This is a genomic window from Porphyromonadaceae bacterium W3.11, from assembly GCA_030434245.1.
GTDB lineage: Bacteria > Bacteroidota > Bacteroidia > Bacteroidales > Porphyromonadaceae > Porphyromonas_A.
Genome location: JAUISX010000004.1, coordinates 89,028 through 103,444, shown reverse-complemented (window position 1 = coordinate 103,444; position 14,417 = coordinate 89,028). Strand labels below are relative to the sequence as shown.

Genomic DNA, 14,417 nt, shown 5'->3' with positions numbered 1-14,417 from the left:
TATTAAGATTATTCTGTCTGTATTATGTATAAAGTAGGTATTGTAGGAAGTGAGGGTTACGCTGTAGGGGAGTTGTATAATCTGATTATCAATCACCCTGATGTCCATTTGGAGATGATATATGCTCCCAACCGAAAGGGAACTCATATCTCAGATCTTTATCATGACTTGAATAATATTCGCTCATTGACTTTTACAGACGAGCCAATGCTGGATGAGCTAGATGTGCTCTTCTTGTGCCTACAGTCGGCTGCCTCACGTGAGTTCTTAGAGACACATCTGGTGCCAGACCACCTCAAGATTATTGACTTTTCTCAAGAGTATAGACACACGGATTTTAATGAAAATGGATTCATATACGGATGTTGTGAAGCCAATAGGCGGCAATTAAATTTTGCCAACAAAGCTTCTGTGCCAGGTTCTTTCGCTACTGCGATACAGGTGCCATTGATACCTCTCGCAAAGCATCTGCTTTTGAATTCCCCTCTTCATGTATATTCAGTATCAGGTAAGACCGAGGCTTTTGCGAGACCTACTCCTGAAAAGGGTATTTCATACGATATGCTTTTTGATAATTTCCATGTGCATCGCCCTCTGGAGCATCATCATGTAGCTGAGGTAAAGCGTACATTGCAGGGTATTCAGGCTAGCTTTGAGGAAGATATCATCTTAATTCCGATGCGTGGAAATTATACGAGAGGACTTTATACCACTACATATCTTGATACCACTGTTGATCTCGAAACGATTAAGGAGATCTATCGAGAGTACTTTGAAGATCACTCTTTTGTGAAGCTCGTGGACTACTACCCTGATGTTAGGGATACGGTGAATACGAATGAGATCCATATTCACTTATCAAAGCATGGAAATAGGTTGCTCATAGTTAGCACATGTGATAATTTGCTCAAGGGTGCTGCTGGCAATGCGATTCATATCATGAACTTGATGCTGGGTTTGGTCGAAACAGTGGGGTTAAATGTGAAAGGAACCATTTTTTAGGGTGGGGATAGATATAGAGATAGATATTTATTAAATTTGTAAGATACATAATACGATTTACCAAGATAAAGAAATGACTAATAATATGAAGATATCTTTTTTTCAAGTAAAAGAGAGTGATGGCCGTGAGCTAGTCTATGCAGTACAACACACTGGGGCGATGCAGTCAGATGATTTAGAGGCGTTAAGATGGCTCTTTGGCGGAGGTCAATTGGTAAATAATGAGCAATTAACTGGTCATTATGTGGGGCCACGAGCTGAGATGATTACCCCATGGAGTACTACAGCAACCGAGATTACTCAGAACATGGGACTCGGCGAGAGGCTGGGGGTGTCTCGTATTGAGATGTTTGTCGGTGCTGATGCTGATACTCCGTATGATCGTATGTTGCTACGTATGTATGAAGGACTTAACGACCAAGTCTTCGAGCTCGAAGGGGGAAAAGCCGAGGTTTTGGAGGTGAAGGATATTCGTTCTTATAACGATGAGGAGGGCTTGGCTCTAAGTGAAGAGGAGATAGAGTATCTCGAGAATGTAGCTAAGGAAATGGGGAGACCATTAACCGACGGAGAGTTGTTTGGCTTTTCACAAGTCAATTCTGAGCACTGTCGCCATAAAATTTTTGGTGGTACATTCGTTATTGATGGTAAAGAGAAGGAGCGATCACTTTTCCGAATGATAAAAGATACTTCAGCCGCTCACCCTAATGATTTGTTGAGTGCTTACAAAGATAATGTTGCTTTTAATAAAGGTCCAAAAGTAGAGATATTTGCACCCAAGAAAGCGGAAGAACCTTCTTTATTCCGCGTTCATGAGGTGGACACCGCTCTTTCTCTAAAGGCTGAGACACATAATTTCCCCACCACCGTAGAGCCATTTAATGGAGCTGCTACAGGAACTGGTGGTGAAATACGAGATCGCCTTGCTGGGGGACGTGCTAGCTTGCCATTGGCGGGTACCGCTGTATATATGACTCCATATAGTAGATTGGCGGGTCATTCATGGGAGAAGTCTATCTCTGCTCGTCCATGGCTGTACCAGACGCCTCAAGAGCTATTGACTAAGGCAAGTAATGGTGCTAGTGATTTTGGAAATAAATTTGGTCAGCCACTGATTAACGGTTCTCTATTAACCTTTGAGCATAAGGAAGAGCAGCAAATGTGGGGGTATGATAAGGTTATTATGCTCGCTGGAGGAGTAGGATTTACTACCGTAGATAATGCTATAAAGGATGAAGCTTCAGTCGGTGATCAGATGATCGTCATGGGGGGTGATAATTACCGAATCGGTATGGGTGGAGGAGCTGTCTCTTCTGTGAATACAGGTCAGTATGCTGATGCTGTGGAGCTAAATGCTATTCAGAGGTCTAATCCTGAAATGCAAAAGCGTGTGGCCAATGTGATTAGGGCTATGGCAGAGATTGATGAGAATCCTATCATCTCTATTCACGACCATGGTGCTGGTGGTCACCTCAATTGTCTTAGTGAATTGGTCGAGGATAAGGGTGGAATTATTCACTTAGATAAGCTTCCGATAGGCGATCCTACACTATCTGCTAAGGAGATTATATCTAATGAGAGCCAAGAGCGAATGGGCTTGCTCGTGAATCGTAAAGATGTTGATTACATCAAGACGGTAGCAGACCGTGAGATGGCTCCATTTTATGAGGTTGGTGAGGCTACCGGTGATATGGAGCTTCAGTTTGTAGATAAAGATGGTTCAAAGCCATTTGACATGAAGCTGGATCACCTCTTTGGCTCTGCTCCTAAGACCATTATGGTGGATGAGACCAAAGAGCAGACCTTCTCAGAACCAGATCAATCTCTCTTTTCTATCGAAAATATCGAAGAGCATATCTGTAATGTGCAAAAATTGGAGGCTGTGGGCTCTAAGGATTGGCTTACCAACAAAGTGGATCGCTCCGTTAGTGGTAAGGTGGCTCGTCAGCAGTGTCAGGGAGTGTATCAATTACCTGTAAGTGACTTCGGGGCGATGGCCTTGGATTATACTGGGAGGTCTGGTATCGCGAGTGCTATCGGTCATGCTCCTCAAGTAGCTCTGATTAATCCAGCTGCTGGCTCACGTATCGCGATTGCAGAGGCGTTAACCAATATTGTTGGAACACCACTTAAGAAAGGTGTAAGATCCGTTTCTCTTTCAGCGAACTGGATGTGGCCTTGCAAGAATCCAGGGGAGGATGCTAGACTGTATAATGCCGTTGAGGCTTGTAGTGACTTTGCCATCGGCTTAGGTGTAAATATCCCTACTGGAAAGGACTCCCTCTCTATGACTCAGAAGTATCAGGATGGTTCGAAAGTGCTATCTCCAGGTACCTTGATCGTATCAGCGAGTGCGGAAATAGCAAATGTTGATAATTTAGTTGGTAATATCTTGACTCCTAATTCTGATGGCGATATTATTCTACATCTCGATTTCTCTGCTGTAGCACCTGCTTTAGGAGGGTCAGCTTTATATCAAACAATCAATAAAGTTGGGGCTGTGTCACCAGATGTGGCTGATCCAGAATACTTCTTAAGAGCCTTTAATGCAGTTCAAGAGTTACTAAAAGCAGGATTAATCGATGCTATTCACGATATTTCAGCTGGAGGTTTGATTACGGCTCTCCTAGAGATGGTATATCCACAGAGTGACTGTGGACTAGAAATCCGAGCTGATGGGGGCGATCTATTTGCTCAACTCTTTGCAGAAAATCCAGGCGTTGTTATTCAGGTGAAGCCAAGCCATCTTGATAAGGTGATCACGGTTCTTCATAATTGTGAAGTGCGTACAGCGAAGGTAGCTAGTGTGGTTAGTGGTCGGAGATGTGTGCTTAATGGCAAAGAGCTTAACCTAGATAAGCTATTTAAGGCATGGTCAGCTCCTTCGGATATCATGGAGCCATTCCAGACAGAAGTAAACGCAGCCGAAAGCCGTATAAATAATAGACTTACTCAGCCTATCCTATGGAAAAAAGGAGATAAGGTGATGAGCCTAGGTGTAGAAACAGTACCGGGTGATGTCTTGGAGCTGGTTAAGAGGAATAGAAAAAATCATGAATCATCACCACTTACAGCAGCTATTATTCGTGATAAGGGGACTAATGGGGAGCGTGAAATGGCCTATGCGTTGTACCTAGCTGGCTTCGATGTTAAGGACATTCACATGAGTGACCTTATTACTGGTAGAGAATCATTAGAAGAGGTGCAGCTGATCGTCTTCTGTGGTGGTTTCTCACACTCAGATGTATTAGGATCAGCTAAAGGCTGGGCTGCAGGATTTAAGTATAATGATAAGGCTCGCAAAGCCCTTGAGAAGTTCTATGCTCGTCCTGATACCCTTTCGTTGGGTATTTGTAACGGATGCCAGTTGATGGCTGAATTAGAGCTACTCTATCCAGAGCATGAATTAAAGCATAAGATGTTACACAATGCCTCTGGAAAGTTTGAGTCTAGTTTTGTGACACTTACCATTCCAGAAAATAACTCAGTCTTCCTAAGTACATTAGTCGGAGATACACTTGGCTGTTGGGTGGCACATGGAGAAGGCCGTTTTGACCTACCTTACCCAGCTGATGAATACAATGTGGCTGTAAGATATGCATATGATGAATATCCAGGGAATCCTAATGGTTCGCCTGATCGTATCGCAGCACTTTCGAGTGCTGATGGCCGCCATTTGGCGATGATGCCTCACCCAGAGCGAAGTATTTTCCCTTGGCAATGTGGCTATTACCCTGAAGAGTTACGTGGTAAAGACCAGGTGACTCCATGGTTTGAGATGTTCGTGAATGCCTATAGATGGCTGGAACAAAAGAAATAAATGATGATCTCTTCTGGAGATCGAAGATAGATAGATAATATTGTTATGATCAACTTTGAATTTTATAACCCAACCAAGATTATTTTTGGAAAAGGAGGAGTGCACAAATTAACTTCTCTGATCCCAGATAATAGTAAGGTATTACTTACCTATGGTGGTGGTAGCATCAAGCGTAATGGCATCTATGATGAGGTGATGAAGGAGCTAGAGGGGTATCACGTGGTCCCATTTGGCGGTATCGAGCCTAATCCTGATTGTGCAACGATAGATAAAGCCATAGCATTGGGTAAAAGAGAAGAGGTTGATTTCGTCCTCGCTGTAGGTGGAGGTTCGGTGATCGACGCTTCAAAAGTTATCGCTACGGGTATCTTGACTCAGAAGTCAGCATGGGAGATGGTCTTAGATGGTAGATTTACCAAGTCATTGCCTGTCGGAACTGTCCTTACTGTACCAGCGACTGGGTCAGAGATGAATAGGGGTTCGGTCATTTCAAATAGAGAGACAGAAGAGAAATATAGCTATTATAGTCAGCATCCGATTTTCTCTATCTTAGATCCCACCTATACCTACACGCTGAGTCAACATCAAGTCTCTTGTGGTCTCGCTGATATATTCATGCACACATTGGAGCAATATCTGACCTATTCGGGACAGAGTGGAGTGATGGATCGTATGGCAGAAGGTATTTTGCTCAATTTAATGGACTTTGCTCCTATTAGACTTCAGGAAGCGGACAACTATGACGTCGCCTGTGAGTATATGCTTTCAGCAACTATTGCTTTGAATGGAATGCTTTCAATGGGTGTAGAACAAGATTGGCTTACACATAAGATTGGTCATGAGGTTACAGCTCTTACTGGTACCACACATGGGGCTTCGTTAATGATGATATTGCCTTCTTTAATGATGGTACTTCGTGAACCTAAGAGAAGCAAATTAGTACAACTTGGTCTTAGGGTCTATGGTATTGAGGAAGACAGTGAAGAGACTGTTATCGATAAGACAATCGCACGAACCATCCAATTTATTCACGATCTAGGCTTGTCCGCCTCTCTATTAGAAGGTGGAATTGATCTCAGTGTTGCTGAGACTATAGCTACTCGGTTTGAGGAACGAGGTGACTCCTGGGGAGAGAAGAATATCGGTACCCCTCAGGCTATTAGAGAGATATTGATGACCTCAGCGAAGAATGAATTTTAATAAAATAACCATGAAGAACATCAGCTGGATACTATTTCTGCTTATCCTTATTACTTCATGTAACAAAGGTATTAATCTGCCTGATCTTGAGGCTTCTCAAGACGAAGTGGTGGTGGACCATCAAGGATACGACAAGAATGATAAAGCTCCAGTGGTGCTATTAACTGCTAATGCAAAGTGGGAGGTCACCTCTAGTGCAGACTGGCTTAGTACAAATACAAGCAAGGGTGGGACACGTACTCTGGTCACCATTAAGGTGAGTCCTAACTTTACCGATAAAGAGCGACAAGGGCTGCTGACATTTAAGAATGAAAATGCAGAGATAGCCATCAAAGTTATTCAAGGTACTGGGGAGGTTGATATTGAACAGATTACTTATGAAGTGCCGGTGATTTTTCATGTGATCTATAATGAAGATGATATTAACAATCCTGATGAGAAGAAGCGCCGTCATGCCCTCAATAGTCAGGATTTGCAAACGATTCTTTATACCGTAAATAGATTTTATGGAGCTCCTCCGACCAATAAGCAAGAGGAAGAGGAGGATGAGAAGAATCTGAGGGAAAGAAATGGTGTGCCTAAGATTGAGACCCGAATACGTTTTGTCTTGGCTAAGGAGGATCCTAGTGGCAAAAAACTGCCTAATATGGGTGTTACTCGTACTGTAATGCCAGAGAAATTTATAGACCCATATAGTGTCCTTAATAGTAAGGAAGGGGAGTCATATCACGATATGGCGTGGCCTCTTGATAAGTATATCAATGTTTTTGTCTTTCCTTTTAAAGCAGCAGACCAAGACATTAATCAAGGTATGGTCTTAGGTGTTGCGAGTATGCCTCGAGTCCCTGAAAGCAAGCCTATTGATGGACTGGCAACTTTGAACGAAAGAGTGACTCAATTCAGTAACTACACGCACTGTATTGTTCTTAATGCTGAAGCATTTGAAGAGCGAGTGTATGGGGATAATAAAACGTTCCTCGGTGAGAGATTAGGTTTGACTACCTTGGCACACGAATTAGGGCATTACTTAGGACTCTCTCACACTTTCACTGAGATTAAGCAGAAGGATGGAGGGGTATTGATGGATGCATGTGAGGATACTGATTATTGTAAAGATACTCCTACCTATAATAGAGTCTCATATATTCGTACAGCTAGAGAAATACTTTCTGCGGGTGGAAATTATTACACACAGGTAGAGGGACTATTGCGGAGAACAGACTGTAGTAATGCAAAATTTATTTCCACCAATATCATGGACTATGAGTGGTCTCATAGTGATCGATTTACACATGATCAGGTAGAACGGATGAGACATGTCCTTTATTATAGTCCTATTGTCCCAGGGCAGAAATTAATAGACTTTAGTAGTACTCGAGCCATGGATGATTCTATTGAGGTAGAGCCCCATTTCTCCGTATGCACAAGCCTTTGTCATCATCACCATTAAGGTGATATATTTTCTTTTGAATATATGAAGAATGGATCGAAAATATTAACTGGTCTGCACTCACAACGAGCAGCAATGAGTGTACTATTACTGGTTGTAATAGGGTTGCTGTTTTCGGTTTTCTTTTCCGAATTTTATACAAAAGGAGAACCTCGAGAGGCTATTGTAGCACAGGCGATGATGGAGTCGGGTAATTACGTGTTACCGACTGTGTATGCGAGTGAATTTGCCTATAAGCCCCCGATGGTTCATTGGTTGATAGCTGGGGTTAGCTCTCTTTTGGGCGGCGAGGTGACTCCGATCTCTGCAAGGCTACCATCAGCTATAGCGATGGTGATACTAGTCATGTCTTCATTTCACTTCTTTAATCCGAGAGTACGATTTCGCACCTCATATTTAGCCGTCTTAGTACTTCTAACTAGCTTTGAGTTGCATCGTACAGGTCAAGCTGCTAGAGTCGATATGGTTCTCACTATGTTTATAGTCCTTACACTATATGAGCTATACCGATGGGAAGAGCAGCGTAGATTATGCGGATTGCCCTATCTGATCCCATTATTAATTAGTGGTGGCATCCTTACCAAGGGTCCTGTGGCATTGGTTCTTCCAATGTTGATATTTGTGGTCTACCTGCTTTTATTTAAAGATTACAGCCTTAAGCGAATTTTGAGGGCTGTCTTTATTCCATCAATTCTCTCTCTCTTGCTACCCGCTATATGGTATTATGAAGCTTGGCAGATAGGTGGTGATAAATTCTTGATGTTGCATTTTGGAGAGAGTATTAGTCGCTTTTTCCATACAAGTCCTGGTGAGCTGTGGTACCCTTTGGGGCATCAATTACCATTCTATTATCCTGTGATATTTTTATTGGCTGGAATATTACCATGGTCTATTTTATTTTTCTTCGTTCCATGGTGGAGAAAAGATTTGTACCAGCAGCGTCCTACTGGAGAAGAACGCTTGGGTGATATGCGTATTTCAAAGCTAAATGGGTTACGCAAGGTTCATCTATTTTCCCTAGTCGTGATCATAGTGACTCTCGTCTTTTATATGATTCCATCAAGTAAAAGAGGTGTGTATCTATTACCACTATACCCATTTATGGCTCTTATGATTGCAGAACTTCTACAGCAAATGAGTAAGAGTGCTCGTAAGCTATTGGTCGCTTTTAGTTACTTTATGGCTTTTGTCGGGTTGGTTGTTACTGTAGGGTTGGTTCTAATAGTTTCTGGTGCTTACCAAAAGGTAATACCTGCGGAATATGCAGAAATACATCAGCAGATATCACAGCTTCAGGTGGGTATGTCCGATTATTTCCCACTAACTTTATTGCTTATATTTGGTCTCTTCATCATCGTTCTTTCGACCTTCTATCAAAGTTACCGAAAGGGATATACCAAGCTGGCTTTTTGTGCTGTAATGATTATGTTCTTCTTGAATCTGAATATAGATGGACCGATGATGATGGGCTTTAAAGAACAACACTCAGCCAGGCGTTTTGCACAGGTTATTAAGCCTATTATGAAAGATAATCCAGCTGAGGTATATGCTGTTAGTCGTCTTAATGAGAGGATATTCAATCTCTATGGATTGACATTTTATGCTGATCTTAGGCCGAAGGATTTTGAGAAAGAGCAGCCTCAGAGAGGTTATATGATCATATGGGAGAAGAATTTGGAAGAGGTGCAGAGGCGGTTCTTGTCAGATTATAACGTCGATCTTGTTGCGAGTGATATTTTACCCATACAAGAGGGCGGAATCCAACTTCTTCTCTGGATTGAGCGAAAATAGTGAAACAAAGATCCACTTCTTATATACTGCTTGTTGTTCTCTTCCTACTAGTCGGATGTCGCCAGCATCGTCCCTATGTTGGAGAGATCGTGGTTGATACTGATATGCCTAATAAGCATAATGGGTTGCTACTGTTAGGATATACCTTGGACGATGGCAGTACAGCAAGAGATCTTCTTAGTGGGGAGTTATTAGTCGATGGATCATTTGATGACGGTATAGATGCTTGGCAACCTGTAGGTGGTCGGATAGATGTGGACCAGTCTCGTAGTGAAGCTGAGACTAATAATAAATCGTTACTTAAAGCTATAGTCTCTAGTGAAGATAGTATTGCAGGGATCAGACAGACATTATCCCCCTTTCCTATCAAGAAGGGCGAACAGCTTTTATTTTCAACAAAAGGGTATAGCCAGGGCGAAGCAACACTTGAAGTAACAATTGTTGATGACTCTCTTTTTCTCCCACTTAGTGAGCCATTACTATTCGAGCTACATGAAGAGAGGGAAGAGCATAGTGGGATCATGACGGCTCATAAGGATAATGAGAGGGCTATTCTTCAGATACTGATGACGGTTACTCCTTATGAATACACTCAGTACTCTGACTCAGTTATATATAGAAAGAGTAGGGTGGCTACGATTTTTCTTGATGACCTCCACTTACAGGCTCCTGATAGCCATGTTACTATGGACTTGCCGAGTGATCTCGTTACATTGCTCTCAGAGCTCCAGCCAGGATTTCTTCGTTATCCAAGTGGAGAGGGGGCAGGAAAGGAATTGCCTTTCCATTTGGATTCCTTGCTTCATGTTCAGAAAAAACCGATTCCTAAATTTGATTATAAGGACTTTATTCATTTGTCCGAGAGTATCTCAGCTACTCCTATATTACTGACTAACTTTGGCTATAATACTAAGCCCCAATACATATCTCAGTTGATAAGAGATATTTCTAATCCCAATGTGATTATACAGTTGGGGTATGATCAAGATGGTTTGGAATTCTTCTATCGTTTCCATGCGTTAGAGCAACGCCTATTAGAGGATTCTCTCACATTTCACATTATAAATTCAGGGAGTCTCCTTCCGTACATGAAGTTTAGTGATTATCCGTATGATAGGGTCTTATCTCCAATACGATTTTCTTCGCTTTTGGACCTAGACTCTTTGATTTCGGAGCACAATTTCTTGGCAGAGCCTCAGATGCTTGGCGAGGTCTATTTTCAGGACTCTATCTCATCAAGGTATTCGGTACCTCCTCTTGTATTAAGAGCAGCTTTTTTGACTATAGCAGAGAGGAATACTAATTATTTAGAGGGTGTTGGTGTCGCACCGCTTCTCTCTACAGACATCACTAAGGATTATCCACTTATTCAAGTCCAGGGACCCCATTACCGTCCCACCCCTTTCTATCATTACATCAAGCTCTTTAGTGAGTTGAGAGGTGTTGACTTGAAAAGTTTGAGTGCTCACCAACCCTTTGAGAATGGCTTGGTTTTATCCCTAACAGCTGATGAGTCTGGTAATAATTATTATCTTAAGGCGACCAATACAACCCGTCATCCTCTCCCTTATCTTATTAAAGCAAAAGGGCAGAAATCCTTTTTTACCTCAGTTACGATCCATTCTTTTTCCCCAATCTCTCGAGCATTAGATAGCCCTAAAAGATCCTCTACTGACTATGAGATGAGGTCAGTTGAGCAAAAGATTGGACAGAGGCAGCGATTTGATTATCTTTTTGCTCCATATGAAGTTGTTATCTTTCATTTTAAGCAATCATGAAGAATTATCTCCTCGGATTAGGTCTTATCATATCTCTGACATTTTTTACTATATCTTACTCTTATGCACAAGTAGAGGTCGCAGCCGATCAATTGTCAGAGATTCTTAAATATACAAAAGGTAAAAGGGTCGGAATTACTCTTAATCATACTAGTGTCTTATCTGATTCTCTACAGACCCACTTATTGGACCACTTGATGGCTCATAAGGTTGATGTGAGGAAGTTATATACTCCAGAACATGGACTTCGAGGGACTTCGGATGCGGGCAAGTCTATTGCGTCCGGTCGCGATCAGAAGAGTGGGCTACCCATTATTTCTCTTTATGGCAATCATAGGAAGCCGACGGCAAGAGACCTTTCGGGTATTGATGTGATGCTTTTTGATTTACAAGATGTCGGCGTACGTTTTTATACATACATTAGTACTCTTTACTATGTCTTGGAAGCCTGTGCAGAAGAGGGCGTTCCAGTGATTGTACTAGATCGTCCAAATCCCCATGACACTATTGATGGCTTTGTGTTGAAGGATAAAAAATACCGCTCCTTTGTGAGTTTATTACCGATTCCCACAGTACACGGGCTGACTTTAGGAGAAGCTGCTGAGATGATAAATGGTGAGGGTTGGCTCGCTCGTGGACTCAAAGCAGAACTAACCGTCATCACTGTTAAAGGGTGGCGTCATGGTGATCCATATTCATTGGTGGTATCACCTAGTCCCAATCTTCGTAGTGATAGAGCAATTTTACTGTATCCTACGATATGTTACTTCGAAGCTAGTAGCTGGAGCGAAGGACGGGGTACAAAAATGCCTTTCGAGCAGATAGGATATCCCGATAAAAGGATGGGGACAAATCGATTCGTGCCTCGTAGTCAAGAGGGTGCAACGCATCCTAAGCATAAGGGGAGGGCTTGTTATGGCCCTGATCTTAACAATTACGATGTTAAGTTGGGAATCAATCTTGATATCATCCTTGATGCAGCACGTGTGAGTCGTAAATATGGTGTTGTGTTCATCAAGCGTTCAGCATTCTTTAACCTCTTAGCTGGTAATAGCGACTTTTTATCCCAAGTCAACTCAGGCATGAGTGCCGAACAGATTCGTGCGACATGGCAACCAGGACTAGAGGAGTACAAAAAGCTTCGCCGAAAGTATCTCCTATATCCTGATTATCGCGAAGATGATGTAATCGTATCAGATTAATGCGAGTATTACAATGGTGCGTTTACCACAAGTGAGATATAGAGATAAGCAGGCAGTGCAGCTATAAGGATGCTATCCACTCTATCTAAAATGCCACCATGTCCTGGTAAAATCTTACCAGAGTCTTTTACACCATAAGTTCGTTTTAGAAAACTCTCAAAGAGGTCTCCCCATGTGGAGAAAATAGACACTATTATGGCAAGTGTTATCCAATTTGCAAGTGTTGTGACCATAGGAAATATGTAATAGAAGCCTATTGCTCCAGCCAGTGTAAGGATAACCCCTCCTATGGTTCCCTCTATTGTCTTCTTAGGTGATACCCTCTCGAGAAGCTTATGTTTACCAAATAGTGATCCTATAATATAAGCTCCAGTATCATTCAGCCAAACAAAAGTAAAGACGGGTAATAACCAGAATGTTCGTGGAAAGCCTAGACTTTGATCCTCTGGAACAACTGCTCTCAATGCTTCTGGGTTAGTCATCATTAATAAGAAAGCAAATGGTAGGATGATGTATATGTGAGAGAAAAAAGCATGACCGATCTCCACGAAAGGGTCTCGCTTTTGACGATAAATTTCACCGATAAGGAAGAAAAGATAATAGAGAAGATATGGTAGAAGAGCAATCAAAAATCGTCTGTCATCTGGTCCAAATTTCAATGCGGAATATGTCACGTAGAGCAGCAGAGCTCCCATGATAGAGTGCCATATCTTAAACATTAATGCATATTTATTGGAGCCCACCATAGTTTGGTATTCATATACTCCAAGAGCACCCATTGCTGCAAATACCCACGCCATCATCTCTAGAGAATCAGTGAGAATACAGCTCAAGATGATACCAATATAGATTAATCCTGTGATACTTCTTGCAAATAGTGACCGAATCTTACTCATAATAAGTTCTTCTTTTATTCATTGAATTTGAGTGAAACCAAGTCGTCGTATTCATTCTATGTTGTAAGATGCCCCTCCCATACAAAGGAGGATAATATGGCTCTTGATATATTGATGCGATGACCTTCTTAGCAAAGATAACGATATTTTTTGCTCTATAAGGTAACTTATTATAAGAAGTCTTTCGTGAAAAGCTTTTTCGTGTTGATGAGACGCAGGTTCAAGGGTGGCATCATACGAGGCGTAATTAAAAAGAAACGACCATCCACAAAAGTGATGGTCGTTTTTTTTAGTCTAAGTTTTATATTAGCCTAGATAGCTTCGAAGTTGCGTTTCATCTGCGTTCTTTCTGAGTACTCTAATGGCTTTCTCCCTAATCTGACGTACTCTCTCACGGCTAAGTCCCACTTCAGCACCAATCTCATCAAGACTCATCTCTGGTTGGCCTCCTAGTCCAAAGGTATGGATGAGGACAAAACGCTCACGCTCTGAGAGACATTGCATAGCTACGCGAATCTCATTGACGAGAGATTCGTCAATCAATCCCCCATCAACATCAGGAGCATTCTCGTCTGTTAGGATATCAAGTAGGGTACTACTCTCGCCTTCCTCAAATGTTTTATCAACAGATACTTCACCCTTGTCTATCTGGATAATGTCCACCACCTTATCTACGTCCATGTCAAGCTCTTCAGCTAGTTCTTCTGGTGAAGGTTGGCGTTGGTTAAGTTGCTCAAAACGGTCTCTCGCACTTTTTAGCTTTGTAACATTACCCACTTGGTTTTGTGGTAAACGAACGATCCTCCCCTGATCCCCTAGTGCCTTGAGGATACTTTGGCGAATCCACCATACAGCGTATGTGATAAACTTAAATCCTCTTGAGCCATCAAAGCCCTGTGCAGCCCTAATCATACCGAGGTTTCCTTCGTTGATTAAGTCAATTAAAGGTAGCCCTAAGTCTTGGTACTGCTTTGCCACACTAATGACGAACCTTAGGTTGGCCCTCACTAGTTTGTCAACAGCCTTAGGAGAATTTTCATCGTTACGTTGGATCATCATCGCTAGCTCCGCTTCCTGCTCTGGGGTGATCATTTCTTCCTTTGCCACCTCTTTCATGTAGCGGTTCATGACAGCGTCATCCCTACTCGTAATCGATTTTTCTATCTTCAGTTGTCTCATATATGCTTTTTCCTCCTCGTCAAGTTATATTGATCAATCTTCTTTAGTCCGCCTAAAAGTGGGCAAATATACATAAAAATATCGATTTGCCCAAGATTT

General features: G+C 42.1%; 9 protein-coding genes. 7 read left to right on the top strand and 2 right to left on the bottom strand.

The genetic code is table 11. The features are described from left to right. Positions 1 to 24: 24 nt before the first annotated feature. From QYZ87_07085 to QYZ87_07055, 7 genes are all read left to right on the top strand, one after another. Entirely contained in the window at positions 25 to 1,002 is a 978-nt protein-coding gene (locus QYZ87_07085; GenBank protein ID MDN4754291.1) for a hypothetical protein, read from the top strand. Between the two features lie 55 nt (positions 1,003 to 1,057). Continuing rightward, positions 1,058 to 4,822 carry a phosphoribosylformylglycinamidine synthase gene (gene purL / locus QYZ87_07080; GenBank protein ID MDN4754290.1) on the top strand — a complete coding sequence of 1,255 codons (3,765 nt, stop codon included), beginning with the start codon at positions 1,058 to 1,060 and terminating at the stop codon, positions 4,820 to 4,822. Positions 4,823 to 4,867: 45 nt separating this feature from the next. Then, the gene (locus QYZ87_07075) at positions 4,868 to 6,022 is read left to right on the top strand and encodes an iron-containing alcohol dehydrogenase (protein MDN4754289.1); all 1,155 of its coding nucleotides are present in this window, start codon (positions 4,868 to 4,870) and stop codon (positions 6,020 to 6,022) included. After that, positions 6,012 to 7,472 (top strand): zinc-dependent metalloproteinase lipoprotein, encoded by a 1,461-nt coding sequence (locus tag QYZ87_07070; GenBank protein ID MDN4754288.1) that lies wholly within the window; start codon positions 6,012 to 6,014, stop codon positions 7,470 to 7,472. Before QYZ87_07075 ends, QYZ87_07070 begins: the two co-directional genes overlap by 11 nt. 75 nt (positions 7,473 to 7,547) lie before the next feature. Next, entirely contained in the window at positions 7,548 to 9,263 is a 1,716-nt protein-coding gene (locus tag QYZ87_07065) for a glycosyltransferase family 39 protein (GenBank protein MDN4754287.1), read from the top strand. Continuing rightward, the gene (locus tag QYZ87_07060) at positions 9,263 to 11,041 is read left to right on the top strand and encodes a hypothetical protein (protein MDN4754286.1); all 1,779 of its coding nucleotides are present in this window, start codon (positions 9,263 to 9,265) and stop codon (positions 11,039 to 11,041) included. The genes QYZ87_07065 and QYZ87_07060 overlap by 1 nt, the downstream gene beginning before the upstream one ends. Continuing rightward, a complete protein-coding gene (locus QYZ87_07055) occupies positions 11,038 to 12,243 on the top strand; it encodes a DUF1343 domain-containing protein (protein MDN4754285.1) in 1,206 nt (401 codons plus the stop codon). Before QYZ87_07060 ends, QYZ87_07055 begins: the two co-directional genes overlap by 4 nt. Before the next feature lie 8 nt (positions 12,244 to 12,251). Here the strand turns inward: QYZ87_07055 and QYZ87_07050 are convergent, their stop codons facing one another. Both QYZ87_07050 and QYZ87_07045 read right to left on the bottom strand, forming a co-directional pair. Next, positions 12,252 to 13,139: a phosphatidate cytidylyltransferase gene (locus tag QYZ87_07050; GenBank protein MDN4754284.1), complete on the bottom strand. Its 888-nt coding sequence runs from the start codon at positions 13,137 to 13,139 to the stop codon at positions 12,252 to 12,254. A 306-nt stretch (positions 13,140 to 13,445) separates the two neighbouring features. Continuing rightward, positions 13,446 to 14,318, bottom strand: coding sequence for an RNA polymerase sigma factor RpoD/SigA (locus QYZ87_07045; GenBank protein ID MDN4754283.1), 873 nt, complete (start codon positions 14,316 to 14,318; stop codon positions 13,446 to 13,448). Positions 14,319 to 14,417 lie beyond the last annotated feature (99 nt).

Excerpts from the sequence above, each read along its gene's own strand:
- QYZ87_07070 (MDN4754288.1), top strand. The coding sequence starts at position 6,012 with ATGAATTTTAATAAAATAACCATGAAGAACATCAGCTGGATACTATTT.
- QYZ87_07075 (MDN4754289.1), top strand. The coding sequence starts at position 4,868 with ATGATCAACTTTGAATTTTATAACCCAACCAAGATTATTTTTGGAAAA.
- QYZ87_07085 (MDN4754291.1), top strand. The coding sequence starts at position 25 with ATGTATAAAGTAGGTATTGTAGGAAGTGAGGGTTACGCTGTAGGGGAG.
- QYZ87_07050 (MDN4754284.1), bottom strand. The coding sequence starts at position 13,139 with ATGAGTAAGATTCGGTCACTATTTGCAAGAAGTATCACAGGATTAATC.
- QYZ87_07065 (MDN4754287.1), top strand. The coding sequence starts at position 7,548 with ATGAGTGTACTATTACTGGTTGTAATAGGGTTGCTGTTTTCGGTTTTC.
- QYZ87_07045 (MDN4754283.1), bottom strand. The coding sequence starts at position 14,318 with ATGAGACAACTGAAGATAGAAAAATCGATTACGAGTAGGGATGACGCT.
- QYZ87_07055 (MDN4754285.1), top strand. The coding sequence starts at position 11,038 with ATGAAGAATTATCTCCTCGGATTAGGTCTTATCATATCTCTGACATTT.